Source organism: Rickettsiella endosymbiont of Litargus connexus (genome assembly GCF_964277335.1).
GTDB classification, from domain to species: Bacteria; Pseudomonadota; Gammaproteobacteria; order Diplorickettsiales; family Diplorickettsiaceae; genus Aquirickettsiella; species Aquirickettsiella isopodorum.
Map to the genome: position 1 here is coordinate 448,611 of NZ_OZ195516.1, position 21,326 is coordinate 469,936.

Genomic DNA, 21,326 nt, shown 5'->3' on the forward strand with positions numbered 1-21,326 from the left:
TCATTATTGTTATTATTTTATTACTCTTTGCACTTGAAATTTTTGACTGTGTTGCCGTTCAACTCGCAATCCTCATGTATGTTCTATACACGCCGGTTGCTCCGTTTTCGCGGCACCCTGCCAAAAATCCAATTGCTGTGAGTATCTATTAAGTTTGCACTTAAAGATGCGTATCTTTCAATTCATAGCGAACGGTATCTTCGCTGCGAGATGATTGCATAGCAAGATGCCTGTTAGCCTCTTGATGTGCAAGTATGTGTTAGTTTTTATTACCAAAAAGGTAATTTTACGATAAATTTGCTTTCTTTAATAGCGATAAAAAATTTTTTTCTGTCAGTATAGTGAGACCTAACTCCTGGGCATGCGTGAGTTTCGATCCAGCGTTTTGGCCTACAATCACGTAATCGGTTTTTTTGGTCACGCTAGAAGTGACTTTTGCTCCGAGTCCTTGGAGCAAAGTGGTGGCTTGCTCGCGACTTAATTCAGATAAGCTGCCGGTTAAAACAAAATTTTTTCCGGTTAAGAGGGAGACGTGTTGCTGTTTAATACCAGGAGGTTTTGGCCAAGTAATCCCAGCTATCAGTAGATTTTTGATTACTTCAAGGTTGTGAGCTTCGCTAAAGAATTTTTTAACATGGGCTGCGACTACAGGACCTATGTCGGGAATAGCTTGTAGGGACGCTTCATCCGCCTGCATGATAGATTTCAGTTTTTGAAAATGTTGAGTGAGATTTAGGGCTGTCGTTATACCCACATCACGTATTCCTAAGCCATATAAGAAACGGGTTAAGCTGGTTTTTTTACTAGCGAGTATGGCGGCGCATAATTTCTGAGCGGATTTTTCACCCAGATGTTCAAGATCGACTAATTGTTCTATCTTTAATTGGTATAGGTCAGAGACATCTTTAATTAAATTAGTATCGACTAATTGATCGACGAGTTTATCGCCTAAACCTTCAATATTCATGGCTTTGCGTGAGACAAAATGCTTGATGGCTTCTTTACGTTGTGCTGGGCAATAGAGGGCGCCACTGCAGCGTGCAGTTGCTTCGGTTTCTAATTTAATGATATCTGAGCCACAGATAGGGCAGTGTTTAGGTAATTGTAAATCATAGGTGTTAGCGGGCCGTTTTTCTTGAACGACGCTGACGACTTCTGGGATAACATCACCTGCTCTACGGATGATAACGGTATCCCCTACACGTATGTCTTTGCGTTTAACTTCGTCCATATTATGTAAAGTGGCATTGCTAATCGTTGCCCCTCCAACAAAAATGGGTTGTAATCGTGCAACCGGGGTTAAGGCACCCGTACGGCCCACTTGAAACTCGATGGCTAGGACCCGTGTAAATGCTTCTTGCGCGGGAAATTTATGCGCAAGTGCCCAGCGTGGAGCACGTGAAACAAAGCCCAGTTGCTGTTGTAAGGCAATAGAGTTAACTTTGTAAACGACACCATCAATCTCATAAGGAAGAGTCACGCGTTGTTTTTCTATTTTATAATAATACGCTAAGCAGGCGGATATATTTTTCGCTGTTTTAGTTTGTGGGCAACGAGGTAAACCCCAACGTTTAAATTGATCTAAGATCGCTGTGTGTGTCGCTGCTAATGGACCCTCTTTAATTTGTCCGACACTATGTGTAAAAAAAGCTAAAGAACGTTGCGCAGTAATTTTAGGATTTAATTGACGTAAACTTCCTGCTGCCGCATTACGTGGATTAACCAATGGTTTTTCTCCCGTTTCTTTTAACCGATTATTAAGTTGTTGAAAGGCTTTTTTGGGAATGTATACTTCGCCACGTACCTCTAAATTTGTCGGGTAATCCGACCCTCGAAGTTGTAAGGGAATACTTAAAATGGTACGGATATTTAAAGTAATATCTTCTCCAGTATGGCCATCGCCCCGTGTTGCGGCACGAATGAGTTGTCCTTTATAGTAGATTAAGCTTACGGCAATACCATCCAATTTGGGTTCGCATGCATATTCGATATCGTCTTCGGTCTGTAATCTCTCTTGTATACGTTGATTAAACGCGAGTACTTCTTTTTCAGAAAAAGCATTTTCCAAAGAGAGCATGGGTATAGCATGTTGGACTTGTTGGAAGGATGTTAACGGAGTGCTACCGACGCGTTGTGTGGGAGAGTCATTGCTTACCAGTTCGGGATAGTGTTTTTCGAGATCTTCTAATTCACGAAACAGTTTGTCGTAAGCGGCATCACTAATCAATGGGTCATCAAGAATGTGGTACCGATAGTTGTGTTCGTTAATTTTTTTTTTAAGCCGCTCCATTTTTTTAATGAGGCTATCGGATGGTTTAGGCATAAGCATGAAGTTGTGAGTGATATCGAGAAGGATCCTCAATAGGTTGTAGTTGTTTATCACACAGTACACCATCTAAGTCTTGTGCGAGAATTTGTGCCGTCTCCCACATTAAGTTAAATGTGTTCAGCGCGGATTTAACCTGATGGATCGACATAAATAGACATAATCCGGGACAAACTATTTCTCCGGTATTATCTAAATCAAAGGTTCCAGGCTCGATAGCTGAGGCTAGACTAAATAAAAGCTCTTGTTTGGCTAAAGGATCGGCATAAAAATGAAAAATATTCATTTTGCCATAGTGAAAACCGGCACTCGTCAATGTTTGGATCAGTTCATATCCGCGATATGGTCTTTGTTTGGGGGCCATTAATTGTAAGATTATATAGTTATCGAGGTCATATTGAGTTATGGAGTTCTTGTTGTTAGTGCTTTCTTGTTTCAGATTAGATTTAGTGAAAGTAGGTTCGAGTCGCGATGTCGATAGCTCAGTTTTAGACGGAGGTTTTGTTATTGAATGTTCGGCATTTAATTTTTCTTTTTTACTGCGAAAATTTCCATGCCAAATAATAAGTATTAAACCAAAAACACCGAGAAAAATAATACTAGGTAAAATAATCAGTAAGTAGTCAATGTCCATCACATCGATACCTCTTGAAAGAAATAATGTTTTTTACTAAATAAAGAAAACGTTTGAGCTATTAAAGTTTCCATGTCTGGCTCTCCATCGTATCATACGAAGAAATAAAACTAAAAATATACCACTCGCATAGGAAGAAAAGTAACCGGTTCATTGTAGGCTTAAGCAGTAGCAATGGCTATGGCTTTTTCTAGATCGACAGCGACCAGGCGCGAAACACCCGGTTCATGCATAGTGACTCCTGTCAAGTGATGGGCCATTTCAATTGCCACTTTATTATGGCTAATAAAGATAAATTGCACTTCATTCGACATCTCTTTCACTAACTTACAAAACCTTAGAACATTCGTATCATCTAATGGCGCATCCACTTCATCTAATAGGCAAAAAGGAGCAGGATTTAACTGAAAAAATGAAAAAACTAAAGCAGTTGCCGTCAAGGCTTTTTCTCCCCCTGAAAGCAAGTGTATGGTGCTATTTCGTTTTCCTGGTGGTTGCGCCATGATGCAAATACCACTACTCAGTAAGTCGGGATCTTGGAGTTGTAATGAAGCGACACCGCCTGAAAATAGCCTTGGAAATAAAGTAATGAAGTTCTGATTGACTTTATCGAAGGTTTCTTTAAACCGGTTACGCGTTTCTTTATCCATTTTCTGAATAGCCGTTTGTAACATTTCTAAGGCTTCGGTTAAATCTTTATATTGGGCTTCTAGATATTTTTCACGCTCTGAAATTATCTGTTGTTCTTCCAAAGCAGCGAGATTTACTGCCCCCATCTGTTCAATACGCTGAGTTAATTGAGTCAGTTGCGTTTCACGTTCAGTGATATCAATCTGTCCAGAAGGAATTTCTGATAAAAGTTTCTCCAGTTCATAACCCTGTTCTTGCAATTGTTCTTCTAAGGTCTTAGCCCGTATACGTAATTCTTGTGAAAGTAATCGTTGTTGTTCTAAAGAATCTCGATCTAAATTAAGATGAGCTTCCAGTGCTTGTGATTGAGTTTCGGTGTCTTTAATTTTTTTATCAATGATTTCTAACTTTGTTTGATGTTCTTTAAGTTGTAAACCCAGTTTATTTTTTTTATCGATTTGTAGATTGAGTTGTTCCTGAAGTGAGTTTATCGGATTTTCAGCAACGTCGATCAATTCATGCAATTGATTAAGACGTTGTTCTAATTGCCTATACTGCTGTTTTACGTTAGCTAAAGTGGCAAGTTCGGTTTTTAGTTGATGATGCATCGCTTGTAAACGTAACTCATGTTGATGAAGTTCTGCTTCATAGTCTTTAGTGACACGTGCCGACTCATTGAGTTGGTTTTGCAAGATAGCTTTATCTTTTAAGTGAGTTAGCCTTTGTTTTTCTATTTCTTGCAGTTGAGTATGTGCTATTTTTTGCTCTTCGCAGGCTTGCTGTAATTTTTCCTGTATCGTTGCATAGTGTTGTTTAGTTTCTTGCAATTCTTGTTGTATTGCTGTAAGACGTTGTTTCGCTTGAAATACTCGAGCGTGTTGGACTTTTTGGCGTGCACTTAAATCCGCTTGTTGAGCAATTAATTCAGTGGATTGTTTCTGTTGTTTTGCTTGCGTATCTTCCAGTTCTTTTAATTGGGTTTGAATATGCTGATAGTCTATTTGTTTCTTATCAAGCTGTTCTTGAATGTCTTGTTGCACTTTTTGTAGCTGAGTTATTTCACGTTCTCGTTGTAATAAGCCTGCTTTATGATCATCACCACCCGTTAAACGAATCCAATGATTACCCAAACAAATTCCTTCACGTGTGATGATAGATTCATAACTTTTTAATTGCTTGGTATGTTCCATCGCTTCTGTTACGTTCTCGGCTACATAGACTCCTGCGAGCAAGTGTTCAAGTGGCCATGGCGCTGTAAACTTGCTACTAATAGGCGCTAGTGTTAACTGATTCTGAAAAGTCGCAGCAAAATATTCACAGGGTATCGACTTTGTCATTAAACTAACCGTATTCGGCGGGGGAGAATTTAAAAAATCATCTAAAGAATCTCGGTCGGTAAAACATACCGCTTGGATATGTTGGTTCAAAGCCACTTCTATTGCCCGCTCCCAACCGGTTTCTACTTGTAATAGCTGTACTAGTCGAGGTTGTTCGGTTAAATGATGTTTTTTAAACCATTCCAATAAGGTATGTTCGCGTTTACCTAAGGCTTCTTGTTGCAAGGCCATGAGTGAGGCGTATTCTCCTTGCGTCATTTGTAAATGACTTTTCAATTGATCCAATTCTTTAGTGTTTTGCTGTAAAAGAGTACGTTGTTCAAGAATTCGTTGAGTTATCTGTTCTTGTTGAGTTTTACAGTGTGTATATTTTGCTTCAATCGAGGCTAAAATTTCGTTTAAATTTTCAGATTGTTTATTCTGAGGATTCAAAATGTTAGTTTGTTCATCATGCTCATGTTGCAAGCGGTCAATACGTAGGTTTAATGTGTGAGATTGCTGTTGATCAAAGTGGTTTTGTGTTGTAACACTATGGTGCTGTTGTTTTAGTTCAATAAAAGAGGTTTGGATGGTTTCCCATTGGGTTTGCCATCCGGCATAATTTTTCTCCGCTTGTTTTAATGAAACTAGGCTTTGTTCAGTGGCTACCTGAAGTTCAGTTTGTTTTTTCTGGAGTTCATTAAGTCTTTGATTAATCTGAATCTGATTTGCTTCGCTGGATTGGCATTGTTCTTCAAGAACCGCTTTCTTTTTGGTTAAGTCGGCTAGCTCGAGTTGATTTTGCTGAAGTTGTGTTGTTTGTGTGCGTAAATTTTCTTCTAAACGGGTTACTTCATTGCCGAGTTCATAATATTCAGTTTGAAAGTTACTAAAATTTAGTCGTGCTTGAGTTTGCTCAATACGATCGGCTATTACCTGTGCGGATAAATGCTGTTGTTCAAGTTGAGAGGCATGTAGTTGTTCTTCAACCGATTGTATTTCATTTAATTGAGTGTGTAGTTGTTCCTGAAATGTTTGATAACGAAGAGTTTGTAATTGAGCTTTTAGGAAACGTTCTTCTTCTTTAAGTGATTTGTAGCGTTCCGCGGCGTTGGCTTGACGCTGTAAATGCTTAAGTTGTTTGCTAAGTTCTTCTCTTACGTCATTTAAACGATTTAAATTTTCCTGTGTATGTTCCAAACGTAACTCGGTTTCACGACGTCGTTCTTTATATTTTGAGATGCCAGCTGCTTCTTCAATATAAGCACGCAGCTCTTCAGGTTTAGCTTCCACAATGCGAGAAATCATACCTTGTTCAATAATGGCATAACTACGTGGACCTAGACCCGTACCTAAGAAAATATCTCGGATATCACGTCTACGGCAACGGGTTCCATTAAGAGAATAGATCGATTGGCCTTCTCGCGTGATTTCACGTCGAATCGAAATTTGCGTATAGCTATTGTATTGACCTCCTAGACTTGCATCAGAGTTATCAAAATTGAGTTCAATCGATGCCTTGCCTAGTGGTTTTCGGGTATGGCAGCCGTTAAATATCACATCATCGAGTGATTGACCTCGTAGTTGTTTGGCAGAGCTTTCGCCCATAACCCAGCGTATGGCATCGATAATATTCGATTTTCCACAGCCGTTGGGGCCTACAATAGCGGTAAGATTACTCGGAAAAGCCACGGTAGTGGGATCAACAAAGGACTTAAATCCTGCTAATTTGATACTTTCTAGACGCATAAGTGTATTAATATCGATTTAATAGGAAAAAGTATAGCATTTATAGAGAATATACCCATAGCGCCCCAAGGTGCGAGTTTGCATCTTCAAGTGCGAGAGTGATTTAAAAGAAAAATCGACTCAATATAAAATGATATCTAAGGCTTTCAGTGAAATAAAGAGCGGTATAAAAAAGCCTAGACATACGCTCATTTGAATGCAGAGCGTATATCTAGGCTATCCGAAGGTAAGTTATATTCTCACACTTGAATTTTTGTCTGTGTTGCTATGCAAGACTCAATCGAGGTACTTGTCAAAAATCCAATAACGGTGAGTATATATTCTTCTATCTTCTAGTAGCGGTTGCCTGAGCTGCCAGCTAATTGGCTTCCTGCTACAGCACCTAATCCTGCGCCGGCTATTGTCGCTACAGTTCTACCAGAGCCACTACCAATCGTGTTACCTAATAGACCACCTACTGCGGCACCACCTAAACCTCCGGCCACGCGTCTTTGGTCGGGTGACATCGTATCGCAGGCTGTTAGGCCGACTAATAAAAGGCCTATTAAGGCGAATGAATTAATTTTTTTCATATTTTACCCCATGGAAAATGAAATAATTTTTGGACTATTTATCTATCGTTCTTATAAAAAGTATAGGCAGTGGGGGAGGTAAATACCAGTTACACCCGACAAAATCGTTTAATAAATGTACAGTTAGATTGGGTTATAATGAGAGTTCATTTCTAATAGGATCTGATGATGCAAAATATCCAATTAAAAATTTTGGACTCCCGATTAGGTGAGGAATTTCCATTGCCGAGCTACGCCACAGAGGGATCCGCAGGATTAGATTTGCGCGCGTGTACTCAGCAGGGCATACAATTATTGCCTAACCAGACCGAGCTAATATCCACTGGTTTAGCGATTTATATTGCTCAGCCAAATTTAGCGGCTGTGATCCTGCCGCGTTCGGGTCTTGGCCATAAGCATGGTATTGTACTTGGAAATCTCATTGGTCTCATTGATTCCGATTACCAAGGCGAGTTATTCATTTCGTGTTGGAATCGCGGCCATAGTGAGTTTGCAATCCAGCCCGGAGATAGAATTGCTCAACTAATGTTTGTACCGGTCGTTAGAACACAATTTGAATTGGTTCCTGAATTTGTGCAAACCGAACGCGGCGTGGGTGGCTTTGGACATTCTGGCGTGCAATAAAGTTTAAAATTGTTTAGATAGAATGCTTGATAAGCTAGGATGGGAGGTTATGCTGTATTCTATCAATAAAATTAATAGTGCATAAATATAATATGAAATATTTTGCTTGAATAATTTTATATACTGAGCAGTAAAAATTTTCTGTTAGACTACACGCCACCACTTTTTCTAATAATAAGATTATGATAACTATAACCAATAACAAAAAGCTAAGCTTATTAAATCATTTTAAAAAAATTAAATATTCAGAGCTACGGATTGTTGAATTAAAAAATTTAATTAAGGAAAATAAACTAAAAAATTTTGAACTTAAGTCTATCCAATTAAAAGCGATTCTTTTTTTGTTTCCTAAGCTCGATCGATTTAATGCCTTCAAACTTTTATTAAAACGTTTTGATATTAAATTGTCTGCGCTATCTGAACTCGAAATAAAAGTACTTAGCGCTTGTTTATCCCAGGATCCGGCTTTCAATGATTTATTACCATTCGATAAAAAAAATTTTGGGGGTATTTTTCCTGCTAAACAAAATGTCAAGAGAATGACTCCCTATTCAATACCAAAAAGAACAGAAGATAAGATTTATAATCGCTGTCAATCTAATACGAATTCTAGAGAAAGTAATAACGAATCACAGGCTAAGGTTACTAAGAGGAGTCAATTATCACTTGCACAATTCAGATTATCCATTATAAAAGAGTGTTCTGAATCGAGATTAAATTTTTTTAAAAGAAACGTTCAGGAATATGGTCATCAAGCCATCATTGCTTCTATGAACATAGAAGATCTTAAAAATTTTATTGAACTTTTTCCTCCAAATGATGCCATTAAGTTCTTGAACTCTCCTTTGATGAGGGATCAGATAGAAGGCTTTCAACGACAAAATGGCCAACTATCAAAGGAATTTTATATCGATCTATTAAATTACTTTAAACCTTATCAAAGAGATGCGGTTAAAAAATTGTTAAGACCTATTAGCCCTGTTATAAGCACGAAATTGTTAAAACTGGGGGCATTTAAAGAAAACAAAGCAAAATTTGCTTATACATTGCTTCCAGACATAGTACCAAGCGATAATATGCTTAGAACAAGATAATCTTTATTCTGTATTTAAACAGATATATTTAATTTCTAAATAGTCTTCGATACCATATTTTGAGCCCTCACGCCCAATGCCAGACTGCTTGAAACCACCGAAGGGTGCGACTTCATTCGAAGCGCGCCCGGTGTTGACGCCGACGATACCATAGTCGAGTTGTTGGGCGACATGGATAACCCGATCAACATTTTTCGTATAAAAATAAGCAGCGAGTCCATATTCAGTGGCATTGGCTAAATCGATGACTTCTTTTTCCTCAGAAAACTTAAATAATGCCGCGACAGGTCCAAAGGTTTCCTCTTTGGCAATTAACATAGTGGCTGTGCAATTTTTTAAGAGTGTCGGTTGGAAGAAACTCCCACCTAACGTATGTATTTTTCCGCCACATACCAGTTCGGCTCCTTGATGCAATGCATCGGTAATATGTTTTTCTACTTTCTTAACCGCCGCTTGATTGATCAAAGGACCTATTTGAACAGTATCTTCTAGACCATTACCTACTTTTAACTGTTGAATGGCATCAGCTAATTTTTTTGTAAAACGTTCATAAATTTTTTCATGAATATAAAAACGATTGGTGCATATACACGTTTGGCCACTATTACGGAATTTTGATGCAATAGCGCCTAGGATTGCTTGATTGATATCGGCATCCTCAAAAACAATAAACGGTGCATTGCCGCCTAATTCTAGGGATATTTTTTTTACCGAATTAGCTGCTTTCTGCATTAATAATTTGCCAATAGCTGTAGAGCCAGTGAATGAAAGCTTGCGTATTGAAGAGCTGTCGGTAAAAATAGTGCCGATCAATTCAGAATTACCCGTAACGATATTAAATACACCGGGTGGTATGCCGGCTTTTTCGGCGAGTACCGCTAATGCTAAGGCTGAAAAAGGTGTTAATCCCGAAGGTTTGAGTACAATGGAACAGCCAGCGGCTAAAGCGGGTGCACATTTACGTGTGATCATGGCGTTAGGAAAATTCCATGGTGTAATAGCACCTACCACGCCTACGGATTGTTTGTTGACGAACAAATGCTGGTTGGCTAATGGTGCGGGTATGATGTCACCATAGATGCGTTTGCCTTCTTCGGAAAACCATTGGATAAAAGAGGCGCCGTAACGAATTTCTTCCTTAGCTTCTCTAATGGGTTTTCCTTGCTCTATCGTGAGCAACCGCGCTAAATCGTCGATATTTTCTAAAATAAGTGTGTACCAACGATAGAGTAATTCGCCACGTTCTACGGCGGTTTTTGATCGCCACATCGGCCAGGCGGCGGCGGCGGCGGCGATGGCATCAAGTACGTTTGCTGTTTCTAAATCAGGAACCGTTCCAATGTTTTCCTCGGTAGCAGGATTGTTAACTTGGATAGTTTTTTTTGCATGGATCCATTTTCCATTAATAAAACAACTTTGCTGAAACAGCGAAGCATTATTTAATTTCATATGGAGCATTCCCTAGTTGGTTTTTTCAATATTGACTTGCAATAGACGAATAAGACGATTATCAGCACGTAAAACTTTAAATCGAAAAGGATGAATAGTCGTACTGGCGCCGCGTTTCGGTAAATAACCAAAACGATTCGCGATGACTCCACCGATGGTATCAAATTGATCGGTCGCTAAATGAGAATTAAAAAAATCATTAAAATCCTCAATGGGCATCATGGCTTTGACAATAAATTGATTAGGATTTTGTTCTTGTATAAAAACTTCCTCATTAGCATCATATTCATCTTCAATTTCACCCACAATTTCTTCTAAAACATCTTCAATAGTCACTAGACCAGATACGGCACCATATTCGTCAACGACAATAGCCATATGATAATGTTTATGTTGAAATTCTTCGAGTAAACTGTTTAAGCGTTTACTTTCCGGTATAAACACCACAGGGCGTAAGATATCACGGATATCAAAACTGTCTTGATGGTCTAATGGATTGAATTTGAGCAAGTCCTTTGCCAATAATAAACCAATAACACGTCGTTCATCATTAATAACCGGGAAACGCGAATGACCCGATTCGATAACGATAGGAAGTAAGGTTGCTAAATTAGCCTTTTCGGAAATAATGGTAATTTTGGCATGAGGAACCATAATATCTCTGACATGGATGTCAGAGATTTGTAATACGCCTTCAAGCATTTTGAGCGCCTGTGAGTTGAGTAGGTTGCGCTGGCGTGAGTAATGCAATAATTCTATCAGTTGTTTTCTATTTTTAGGACCTTGCTTGAAAGCTTGATGAACACGAGTGAGCCAGGGCTGACGATTTTTTTTTATCTTAAGTTTATCGTCAGATGTAGGGGTTTTCATAACCTAATTCCTTTAATAATTGAATTTCTATGGTTTCCATTTGGGTGGCCTCTTTGTTATAAATATGATCATAACCGATCAAATGTAAACAACCATGAATAACCAGATGTGCCCAATGGGCTAAGCGGGTTTTTGCTTGTTGTTTAGCTTCTTGATTAACCAGCATGGCGCATATGACTAAATCGCCTAGAAACGGTGAGTAAATTTTAGGTGGCGGCTCAAAAGGAAATGATAAGATATTAGTAGGTCCTTTTTTATGTCGATAAAAGTTATTCAGCTCAGCACTTTCTTTTTTACTAACAAGCCGTATATTCACTGCGCTACTTCCAATTTTATTTGAGAACGCTTTGTTTACCCATTGTTGCAGGAAATAACGACTAGGAATAAAAGTGTGACTAGTAACAGTTTGTATCGTGATTTTAATGCGCTTTTCTTTGGCTTTCGTTTTGCGCATAAGCTTGTAGTATGGCTTGTACCAATGTATGTCTGACAATATCTTGCATTTGAAATTCAGTAAAGCTGATACCCTTTATTTTTTTTAAAATATTTAAACAATGACACAGACCTGATTCTAGGCCACGCGGTAAATCGGTTTGTGTAGTATCACCACTCACAACCACTTTGGAATTAAAACCGATGCGTGTCAAAAACATTTTCATTTGTTCTTTCGTGGTATTTTGAGCTTCATCCAAAATAATAAAGGCATCATTTAATGTACGTCCACGCATATAAGCTAAAGGAACGACTTCAATAATGTGTTGTTCGACGAGTTGCATCACTAATTCAAAACCGAGCATATCATTCAATGCATCATAAAGGGGGCGAAAGTAAGGATCGAGTTTTTGCGAAAAATCACCCGGTAAAAAACCTAGCTTTTCACCCGCTTCAACGGCGGGTCTAACGAGTATGACTCGGCTAATTTGTTCTTTCTCTAGCGCGGATACTGCGCAAGCGACAGCCAAGTAAGTTTTACCGGTTCCCGCGGGGCCTAAACCAAAATTTATATCGTGATTTAAAATACGATCGATATAAAGTGCTTGATTTGGGCTATGAGGTTTGATAGGGCCACGTTTAGTTGGAATCACAATACCAGGTGTTTGAAGGGGCTTTAGTGTCATATTCGGATCAGTTTGAGCGGTTTGCAAGACGAGATGAATAGTATTCGACGTGAGTGTGTGTTTTTTTGTGCCGGTTTCTGCGTAAAGATGGTGTAAAACTTTAGCGGCAACTTCAACAGCAGAGTTAGGGCCGTTAATTTGAAAGTCATGACCACGATTATAAATGCAAACGTTGAGTTTTTGCTCAATTTGACGTAAATGCTGATCAAAGGGACCACAAAGATTCGCTAAACGATGATTATCTTCGGGCATGAGTTGAAAAGTATAAGCTTGAGTATTCAATTTACTATTAATTCTCCTCGTAAAGAGTTTCTTAATACCTCAGTAATAGTAATAGGAACTAATTGACCTATTAAGCGCGCGTGACCTCTGAAGTTAACCACACGGTTATTTTCTGTACGCCCTTGAAATTCCTCTTTATTTTTCTTAGAAGGACCTTCAACCAATATTTGATGGACCTTACCGCACATTTTTTTACTTAGGGCCTGTCCTTGAAATACTAGGAGATTTTGGAGGATCTGTAAACGTTGTTTTTTTACGAGGGGAGATACATCATCTGGAAGTTCTGCTGCCGGCGTACCAGGTCGGCGACTGTAAATAAAACTAAATGAATGATCAAAACCTATAGATTCGACTAAATTAAGAGTGGCTTGAAAGTCTGCTTCAGTTTCTCCAGGAAAGCCAATAATAAAATCTGAAGAAATAGCAATATTGGGTCGAACTTTGCGTAATTTACGAATTTTAGACTTAAATTCTAGTGAGGTATAACCACGCTTCATCGCCGCTAAAACTCGATCGGAGCCACTTTGCACCGGTAAATGTAAATGATCGGCTAATTTTGGTACATCGGCATACGCTTGAATTAAACGTTCTGAAAATGCTAAGGGGTGAGAGGTAGTAAATCGTATACGCAAAATAGGGTCTATTGTGGCGATATAGCGTATTAAATCCGCTAAGTCGGCTATGCCGCCTTCATGGCGAGGACCTTGATAATCATTAACATTTTGTCCTAATAAGGTAATTTCACGGACACCTTGTTCACCGAGTTGTACAATTTCTGCGAGAACATCATCTAGAGGGCGACTAATTTCTTCACCTCGTGTGTAAGGAACGACACAAAAGCTACAATATTTATTACATCCTTCCATGATAGAGACATAGGCGCGGGGACCTTCAGCTCGTGGAGCGGGTAAGTGATCAAATTTTTCGATTTCAGGAAAAGAAATATCAACCACAGTTTGCTTTTTCTTTAAAACTTGATTGATCATATCCGGAAGTCGATGCAAAGTCTGAGGCCCAAATACAATGTCTACAAAAGGCGCGCGTTGAATAATACCGGCGCCTTCTTGACTCGCGACGCAGCCACCTACAGCGATGATGATATGAGCTCGCAAGGCTTTAATTTTACGCCATTGTCCTAGCTGGGAATAAACTTTTTCTTGCGCTTTTTCACGAATAGAACAGGTATTTAAGACGATGACGTCTGCTTCGTGTGGATCCTTAGTCAAGATTAAGCCATGAGAATGAGATAAGAGGTTGTATAGACTTTCTGAATCATACGCATTCATTTGGCAACCATGCGTCTCAATGTAAATTTTTTGTAATAACATAAAGTTTCTTTACTGATCGAGTTTTTCTTTTAATAAATGATTTAATTGTTGAGGGTTTACTTTACCACCTGAAGCTTTCATGACTTGACCCACAAAAAAACCAAATAGTTTATTTTTTCCAGATCGATAGTCAGCTAATTGTTCAGGATATTTTATTAAAATCTCATCAATAATTCTCAAGATGGCGGTTTGATCCGTAATTTGTTGTAGATTTTTTTCTTGAATGATTTTATCAGTGGTTTTGTTGCTGCTCCATAATTCTTCAAACACGTTTTTGGCGATATTGCTAGAAATCGTGTTGTCAGCAATTCGTTGCAATAGAGTAGCTAATCGTTTGGCACTAATGGGAGATTCAATAATGGTGAAATTTGATTTATTTAGAGCGGCTGCAAGTTCTCCCATGATCCAATTGACGGCTAATTTAGCGGGAACATTTTCTTTAACAACCTCTTCAAAATAGTTAGCTAATTCGCAAGTAGCTGTCAGTAAACTCGCATCATAAGCACTTAACTTATAGTCTGTTTGAAAGCGAGCTAATTTTTTTTGTGGTAATTCAGGTAAAGTTTGATAGAGTGTTTCAATAAAATCAGCATTGATAAAGACAGGACATAAATCCGGGTCGGTAAAATAGCGATAATCTTTCGCATCCTCTTTACTGCGCATGGGGCGAGTTTCTTGTTTATCGGTGTCATATAAACGGGTTTCTTGGTCAATGTGGCCACCGTTTTCTAAAACCGCAATTTGGCGTTCAATTTCATATTGAATCGCTTTTTCTATAAAACGAAACGAATTTAGATTTTTAATTTCGACGCGTTTTCCTAGTTGTTTTTGGTTAGCTCTACGTACAGAGACATTGGCATCGCAGCGAAATGAGCCTTCTTGTAAATTACCATCAGAGATATCCAAGTAACGAACCAAGGTATGTAATGTTTTAAGATAGATAACCGCTTCTTTGGGTGAAGTTAAATCGGGTTCTGAAACAATTTCTAATAAAGGAGTTCCGGCACGATTCAGATCGATGCCCGTCATATTTTCAAATCCCTCATGTAGCGATTTTCCAGCGTCTTCTTCTAAATGAGCGCGCGTAATACGAATAATTTTTTGTTCTCCATTTTCTAAGACTATCGTTAAGTGTCCAGGGCCGACAATAGGATTTTCATGCTGACTAATTTGATAGCCTTTAGGCAAATCAGGGTAAAAATAATTTTTACGTGAGAAAATTGAATAATGAGGGATGTCTGCTTGGATACTTAAACCAAATTTAATGGCCATATTCACGGCTTCTGCATTTAAAACGGGTAGTACACCCGGTAAAGCTAAATCGATTGCGCACGCTTGTGTATTGGGTTCAGCGCCATAGGCGGTTGCTGCCCCTGAAAAAAGCTTTGATAGTGTGGATAATTGAACGTGAACTTCAAGTCCTATAACAGATTCCCATGCATCAGCAGGTTTTTCAGGCTCGACTTTGCTATTTTTTGATGATTTTTTGTGTATAGCCGAGGTCATAGATTAAAACTCTCCGGTACTTTTTGATGCCAATCGGTCGCTTGTTGATAACGATGTGCGGCATTCAATAATTTTGCTTCAGTAAAAGGTCGGCCAATGAGTTGCATCCCTAAGGGAAGTCCATCAAGAAAGCCTACTGGAATTGAAACAGCAGGTAGGCCTGCTAAATTGATAGCGATCGTGTAAATATCGGATAAATACATACTCACCGGGTCGTTGGTTTTTTCACCTAGTTTGAATGCAGTTGTTGGTGTGGTAGGTCCTAATAAGATATCAACCTGCTGAAAAGCTTCTTTAAATTCTTGAATTAAAAGAGCGCGAATTTTTTGTGCTTTAGCGTAATAAGCATCATAAGATCCAGCGGATAAGACATAAGTACCCATCAACAGCCGTCTTTTTACTTCATTACCAAATCCTTCGCCGCGGGTTCTTTCATAAAGATCTTTTAAATCAGTCGGATTATTACAGCGATAACCGTAACGCACACCATCATAACGAGCAAGGTTGGAAGAACATTCAGCGGATGCAATAATATAATAAAGCGGAATACCTAAATGACAATTAGGTAAACTGACGCTACTCACTTTTGCGCCTAATTTTTCATAGAGCTTAATAGCGGCTTGGATGGTTGCTGCAACTTTAGGATCAAGATCTTGCGAAAAATATTCTTTTGGCAAACCAATTTTTAAGCCTTCGAGAGAATCATTCAATGTCAATAAATAGTTGGGAACCGGCTGGTCGATGCTTGTAGAATCTTTTTCATCAAAACCTGCCATGGCATTCATTAGGAGCGCGGCATCTTCAGCGGTCTGTGTCATTGGACCGGCTTGATCTAAGCTAGAGGCAAAGGCAATAAGCCCATAGCGTGAAACCCGGCCATAAGTGGGTTTAAGTCCAGTAAGATTGCATAGTGCAGCGGGTTGTCTTATGGAACCTCCCGTATCGGTACCTGTGGCGGCAGGCGTTAATCGAGCAGCAACGGCAGCACTCGAACCACCAGAAGATCCGCCGGGTACACGCGAGATATCCCAAGGGTTTTTTACTGCACCATAAAAACTATTTTCATTGGATGAGCCCATAGCAAACTCATCCATATTAGTTTTCCCTAATAGCACGGTTCCTGCTTGATTCAGCCGATTGACCAATGTTGCGTCATAGGGAGGAATAAAATTATCTAACATTTTAGATGCGCAACTGGTTTTAATGCCTGTCGTGCAAAAAATATCTTTATGTGCAAAAGGAATCCCAGTCAAAGGCCCCGCACTGCCATTTTGATGTTGTCGATCAGCCTGTTTGGCTTGCTCTAGCGCTACAGTGGGTGTGATCGTAATAAAACTGTTTAAGGTTTTATCATATTTATCGATACGCGCTAAAAAATGTTGGGTTAACTCTTTGCTTGATATTTTTTTGGCTCGAAGGGCGGTAGATAACTCAGCGAGCGTATGGTTATGCATAGTTGTTAATCTCTTCTAAAGTTATTCTAAAACAAGGGGGACGCAATAGAGTCCTGCTTCTGTAGAGTCAGTGAGTTGTTGAAAATCTTTTCTATGTACAATCTCAGTGATTTTATCAGGACGTAAGCGTTGCGTGATGCCAAAAGGATGAGCGACGGGCTGTACCGAGACAGTATCGACCGCATCCATTTGACTGGCTAGCTTAAAAATGTCTTGTAGACTGATTAAGTATCGAGTAGCTTCCTTAGGATCGATTTGTATCCTAGCGAGATCAGCAATTTTATTAACATCTTCAAGTGTAATCACCATAGCGAACAAAACTCCAAATCTAAAATACTATAAAAAGCTCGGTATTATACCTATTACGCTTAAATTTGCGAATCTGAAAATATTATGTTGAAGTGACTCCAGACTTTGCTGCGATTTTATTTTTCCTATCTTGTCAGGTTGCTTGCATAAAATCTTCTAGATTTGCTAAAGTGCTTAGGCACACACTATATTGTGTAGGTAAACGCTCATACGTAGGTGGTCAACTTTATGCTAAGCAAATTCCGCGGTTTATTTTCTAAAGACATTTCCATCGATTTAGGCACAGCCAATTCATTAATTTATGTTCGTGGCGAAGGAATTGTCCTTAATGAACCATCTGTAGTCGCTATTCGTTTAGAAGACGGAAATCAGCGCCGTGTACTTGCGGTAGGCTGGGAAGCTAAGCGCATGTTAGGCCGTACTCCCGGTAATATTAATGCGATACGCCCCTTAAAAGATGGAGTCATCGCTGATTTTTATGTCACTGAGAAGATGTTGCAGCATTTTATTAGCAAAGTCCATCAAAATCGTTTTTTACGTCCTGCTCCTCGAATTTTGGTTTGTGTACCCTGTGGATCAACGCAAGTTGAGCGTAGAGCGATTCGTGAATCGGCTTTAGGTGCCGGTGCTAGAGAGGTTTATTTGATCGAAGAACCGATGGCAGCGGCTATTGGTGCAGGCATGCCCGTTGACGAAGCGCGTGGATCATTAGTGGTGGATATTGGAGGTGGAACTACTGAAGTGGCTGTCATTTCTTTGGGTGGCGTGGTTTATTCTCAATCCGTGCGTATTGGTGGTGATCGTTTCGATGAAGCGATTGTCAATTATGTTCGACGTAGTTATGGAAGTTTAATTGGTGAACCTACCGCCGAACGAATTAAGCACGAAATTGGTACCGCTTTTTCTCTGTCTGAAGTACGCGAAATTGAAGTACGCGGACGTAATATCTCAGAAGGCGTTCCTAGAGCTTTTGTTTTGAATAGCAATGAAATTTTAGAAGCGTTGCAAGAACCTTTAGCCAATATTATCGGTGCCATTCGTACTGGATTAGAGCAAACGCCACCTGAATTAGCGGCTGATATTTCAGAAAGAGGAATGGTTTTGACGGGTGGCGGTGCCTTATTAAGAAATTTAGATCGTCTAATTACCGAAGAAACCGGTATGCCTGTCGTCGTAGCAGAAGATCCATTAACCTGCGTTGCGCGGGGTGGTGGTCGTGCACTCGAGATTATCGATGAAATGGGTGGGGATTTTTTAGTCAAAGATTAGCAGGTAAGCGCTATTAAACTATTATTTAACCGTGGAAAAACCTCTTTAGGGTTAAGGCTAGTTTTTTTTGTTCTTTTATCGCTATTACTTATTTTATTGGATTATCATCATTATTTACCGTCACTGCGGCGCACCTTAAATAACGTTGTGGCACCTTTGCAATACATGGTTGATGCCCCGGTGCAATTATTTCACACTATCAGCAGCAACTTTGTAACGCGACAAAAAATTCAATCTGAAAATGCCGTTTTACGTACGCAGCAAGTATTATTACAAGCTCGATTGCAACGTTATGCCGCTTTAGAAAGTGAAAATAGGCAATTGAACCAATTATTAGCTGCGACTGAACATCTCAAAAAGCAGCATGTTCGTTTGGCACGATTATTACTGGTTAATGCCGATCCTTTACTTAACGAAGTAATCGTCGATAAAGGACAATCGGATGGGGTCAGAGTAGGTCAACCGGTATTGGATGCCAATGGGGTGATGGGTCAAGTCATCAGTGTAGATTTTTTAAGTAGTCGCGTGCTATTACTGACCGATTTTCGTAGTGCAATTCCTGTCCAAGATGTACGTAGCGATGCTCGTGGAATTTTAGTGGGAAGAGGACGGCTCGCAAAACTTTTATTAAAAGATATTCCCGGTACAGTGGATATTAAAGTGAATGATCTATTAGTGACTTCTGGCTTAGGAGGACGTTACCCAGCCGGCTATCCTGTCGGTGTCGTTAGTGCGATTAATACGAATGTTGCAACACAATTTGCGAGTATACAAGTTGATCCGAGTGCACAATTAAATAGAAATCGGCCGGTTTTATTAATTTCGTCAGTCAATACACCCACTTCTGAAATTAATTCGAAGGCTAAAATACTTTCACGCGCGGTTAAAAAATAGGATAGCAGAATGAAACCACTTTATTTTTCTACCTTATTGCTCATTGCGATTAGCTTTTTTGCAGCGATAATTCTGAATATTATTCCTTTACCTCCTGTTTTAGCATTATTTTTTCCTTTATGGTTACCCTTAGTCTTAATTTATTGGATCGTGGTATTGCCGGAGCATATTCATTTTACTTTAGCCTGGATACTCGGATTATTTATAGATGTGCTATATGGTAGCTGCTTGGGCGAACATAGTTTGGCTTTATGTGTGGTTGCTTATTTGGCTTACCGTTTTCATTTGCAATTTCGGATGTTCCCATTGCTGCAACAACTATTATTTATCTTTGTTGTGTTAATGATCTATCAAATGATACTTATTTGGATACACGCTTGGCTTGGATTTCCGGTTGATTTTCGCTGGGCTTGGATATCTTTATTAATGAGTGCTTTAGTCTGGCCATTGATGGGTAATGTACTAAGAATAAACCCTTTAGATATGCGCCATTAATTTTTAAATATAAAAAGTTAATTGGTTAATTTTATTCAAAATATTTTTTTATTTATATTAAGAAAAATATTTAGTAAAATATAATTTGAATTAAAGTAAAAATGGAAATATTTATGAAAGAAAAATTTATACCGGCGGATAAACAAAATTTTGATAGACACCAACGATTTATCATATTGCATTATACCGTTTTAGAAGAAAAGGACTCCATAGAAACATTAACTCGCGGCGGTGTTGGCGCACACTTTTTAATTCCAAAACAATCCTTTAAAGAGGGAGAAGAATCCTTTGATTATTATCAATTTGTAGATATAAACAATCGTGCTTGGCATGCCGGTATCAGTGAATTTGCGGGTAGACGTGGTTTAAATGATACGTCAATAGGTATAGAAATCGTTAATTATGGTTATGGTTTAGTCCAAGATTCTGGAGAAGTATTATTTACCTATCAAGTTGAGAATCAACTTAAAGAATTTATTGTTGAAACTTTAAAAAAAGAGGATGAAAGTTTATATCAGCTTTTAGAAAAGGAACAATTATTCACTGCGTTTTTATCCGACATGACACGCGGTTTAGTGCCGCCGCCTGATCGTGAAGTTTATAAAGAACAGGTTTCGCAAGATTTGATAAGTAAATATAAAACGTTAACTGAAGAATGGCGAAAAACTAACGATGTTTTTCTTCCTATTGAACAAGAAAAACTTTATCAATTAGAAAAGGAAGGGAAGCTTAAGTGGGATGAATATACCGATCACCAAATTGATACACTGGTCGATCTGATTAAAGGAATTCAAGAGCAAATAACAATCAAAGATGAAAAAGCAGTTTATTACCAAATAGCTCCTCAGTTTATAACAGGTCATGTTGATATTGCACCAGGTAGAAAGACGGATCCTGGCACACGTTTGTGGAAAAAATTAGCGGATCGAGAGATAGGCGCATGGCCTAATGAAGAGCAAGTATCAGCTATTGAGCAGGAAATTTACATTGAGCAAGGAATTGATTATAAATGGATACAAAATAATCTACGACATTATGGGTATAAAATAGAGGTGACAGGTCAATTAGATCTCCAAACCAAAGAAGTCATCAGAGCATTTCAAATGCATTTTGAACCTGAAAACTATTCGGGAGAACCTAGTGTAAAAACGATAAGCATCTTAGAAGCATTAATTAAAAAATATTACCCAAGCCAGCAATCGGATTATCCTCGTTCTTTTATTTCATCCAGTGTAAAAAAAAGTAATTTCTTTTCCGGTAAAGGGAGTGATGCAAATTCTGAAACAAATCCAACGACTTCCTTTAATTGTTGCGTAATTAGTTAGCAAGCCTTATTACTATTATCTGGTTGACCCTTTTAAATGGTCAACCGGATTTCTTTTTAAGTAGCTATTTTTTTATCTAGCA

At 38.8% G+C, this 21,326-nt stretch carries 18 protein-coding genes; 6 read left to right on the forward strand and 12 right to left on the reverse strand.

The window, feature by feature from the left end; genetic code table 11:
• Positions 1–286: 286 nt before the first annotated feature.
• The 4 genes from ligA to ACICP9_RS01960 all read right to left on the reverse strand — a co-directional run bounded on the left by ligA (position 287) and on the right by ACICP9_RS01960 (position 7,227).
• Positions 287–2,323, reverse strand: a complete 2,037-nt coding sequence (gene ligA, locus ACICP9_RS01945; protein WP_395498401.1) for an NAD-dependent DNA ligase LigA — start codon at positions 2,321–2,323, stop codon at positions 287–289.
• Positions 2,316–2,960, reverse strand: a complete 645-nt coding sequence (locus tag ACICP9_RS01950; protein WP_395498403.1) for a cell division protein ZipA C-terminal FtsZ-binding domain-containing protein — start codon at positions 2,958–2,960, stop codon at positions 2,316–2,318. Before ACICP9_RS01950 ends, ligA begins: the two co-directional genes overlap by 8 nt.
• Before the next feature lie 161 nt (positions 2,961–3,121).
• Complete coding sequence (gene smc / locus ACICP9_RS01955; protein WP_395498405.1) at positions 3,122–6,655, reverse strand: chromosome segregation protein SMC; 3,534 nt, start codon at positions 6,653–6,655, stop codon at positions 3,122–3,124.
• A gap of 332 nt (positions 6,656–6,987) precedes the next feature.
• Positions 6,988–7,227 carry a glycine zipper 2TM domain-containing protein gene (locus ACICP9_RS01960; RefSeq protein WP_395498407.1) on the reverse strand — a complete coding sequence of 80 codons (240 nt, stop codon included), beginning with the start codon at positions 7,225–7,227 and terminating at the stop codon, positions 6,988–6,990.
• Positions 7,228–7,392: 165 nt separating this feature from the next.
• Between ACICP9_RS01960 and dut the strand changes: the two genes are divergently transcribed.
• Together dut and ACICP9_RS01970 are read left to right on the forward strand one after the other, a co-directional pair.
• The gene (gene dut, locus ACICP9_RS01965) at positions 7,393–7,851 is read left to right on the forward strand and encodes a dUTP diphosphatase (protein WP_395498409.1); all 459 of its coding nucleotides are present in this window, start codon (positions 7,393–7,395) and stop codon (positions 7,849–7,851) included.
• Between the two features lie 182 nt (positions 7,852–8,033).
• Positions 8,034–8,945, forward strand: a complete 912-nt coding sequence (locus tag ACICP9_RS01970; RefSeq protein ID WP_395498411.1) for a hypothetical protein — start codon at positions 8,034–8,036, stop codon at positions 8,943–8,945.
• Between the two features lie 3 nt (positions 8,946–8,948).
• Here the strand turns inward: ACICP9_RS01970 and ACICP9_RS01975 are convergent, their stop codons facing one another.
• The 8 genes from ACICP9_RS01975 to gatC are packed head-to-tail and all read right to left on the reverse strand — an operon-like array spanning position 8,949 to position 17,261.
• On the reverse strand, positions 8,949–10,394 hold the full coding sequence (locus tag ACICP9_RS01975; protein WP_395498413.1) for an NAD-dependent succinate-semialdehyde dehydrogenase: 1,446 nt from the start codon (positions 10,392–10,394) through the stop codon (positions 8,949–8,951).
• A gap of 12 nt (positions 10,395–10,406) precedes the next feature.
• Complete coding sequence (locus ACICP9_RS01980; protein WP_071662459.1) at positions 10,407–11,264, reverse strand: HlyC/CorC family transporter; 858 nt, start codon at positions 11,262–11,264, stop codon at positions 10,407–10,409.
• Positions 11,245–11,718, reverse strand: a complete 474-nt coding sequence (ybeY, locus tag ACICP9_RS01985; RefSeq protein WP_395498415.1) for an rRNA maturation RNase YbeY — start codon at positions 11,716–11,718, stop codon at positions 11,245–11,247. The genes ACICP9_RS01980 and ybeY overlap by 20 nt, the downstream gene beginning before the upstream one ends.
• Positions 11,684–12,664, reverse strand: a complete 981-nt coding sequence (locus tag ACICP9_RS01990; protein WP_084028717.1) for a PhoH family protein — start codon at positions 12,662–12,664, stop codon at positions 11,684–11,686. The genes ybeY and ACICP9_RS01990 overlap by 35 nt, the downstream gene beginning before the upstream one ends.
• The gene (gene miaB, locus ACICP9_RS01995) at positions 12,661–13,992 is read right to left on the reverse strand and encodes a tRNA (N6-isopentenyl adenosine(37)-C2)-methylthiotransferase MiaB (protein WP_395498418.1); all 1,332 of its coding nucleotides are present in this window, start codon (positions 13,990–13,992) and stop codon (positions 12,661–12,663) included. Before miaB ends, ACICP9_RS01990 begins: the two co-directional genes overlap by 4 nt.
• Positions 13,993–14,001: 9 nt before the next feature.
• Positions 14,002–15,498 carry an Asp-tRNA(Asn)/Glu-tRNA(Gln) amidotransferase subunit GatB gene (gatB, locus tag ACICP9_RS02000; RefSeq protein WP_084028716.1) on the reverse strand — a complete coding sequence of 499 codons (1,497 nt, stop codon included), beginning with the start codon at positions 15,496–15,498 and terminating at the stop codon, positions 14,002–14,004.
• Positions 15,495–16,952, reverse strand: a complete 1,458-nt coding sequence (gatA, locus tag ACICP9_RS02005) for an Asp-tRNA(Asn)/Glu-tRNA(Gln) amidotransferase subunit GatA (protein WP_395498420.1) — start codon at positions 16,950–16,952, stop codon at positions 15,495–15,497. The genes gatB and gatA overlap by 4 nt, the downstream gene beginning before the upstream one ends.
• 21 nt (positions 16,953–16,973) lie before the next feature.
• Positions 16,974–17,261, reverse strand: coding sequence for an Asp-tRNA(Asn)/Glu-tRNA(Gln) amidotransferase subunit GatC (gatC, locus tag ACICP9_RS02010; RefSeq protein WP_395498422.1), 288 nt, complete (start codon positions 17,259–17,261; stop codon positions 16,974–16,976).
• A 228-nt stretch (positions 17,262–17,489) separates the two neighbouring features.
• On the opposite strand from gatC, the gene ACICP9_RS02015 reads away from it, so the two are divergent.
• The 4 genes from ACICP9_RS02015 to ACICP9_RS02030 all read left to right on the forward strand — a co-directional run bounded on the left by ACICP9_RS02015 (position 17,490) and on the right by ACICP9_RS02030 (position 21,244).
• Entirely contained in the window at positions 17,490–18,530 is a 1,041-nt protein-coding gene (locus ACICP9_RS02015) for a rod shape-determining protein (protein ID WP_071662453.1), read from the forward strand.
• 96 nt (positions 18,531–18,626) lie between these two features.
• Positions 18,627–19,424 carry a rod shape-determining protein MreC gene (gene mreC / locus ACICP9_RS02020; RefSeq protein WP_245756774.1) on the forward strand — a complete coding sequence of 266 codons (798 nt, stop codon included), beginning with the start codon at positions 18,627–18,629 and terminating at the stop codon, positions 19,422–19,424.
• A 9-nt stretch (positions 19,425–19,433) separates the two neighbouring features.
• Positions 19,434–19,919: a rod shape-determining protein MreD gene (mreD, locus tag ACICP9_RS02025; protein WP_395498425.1), complete on the forward strand. Its 486-nt coding sequence runs from the start codon at positions 19,434–19,436 to the stop codon at positions 19,917–19,919.
• 113 nt (positions 19,920–20,032) lie between these two features.
• Positions 20,033–21,244 (forward strand): N-acetylmuramoyl-L-alanine amidase, encoded by a 1,212-nt coding sequence (locus tag ACICP9_RS02030; RefSeq protein WP_395498427.1) that lies wholly within the window; start codon positions 20,033–20,035, stop codon positions 21,242–21,244.
• The last annotated feature ends 82 nt before the right edge of the window (positions 21,245–21,326 follow it).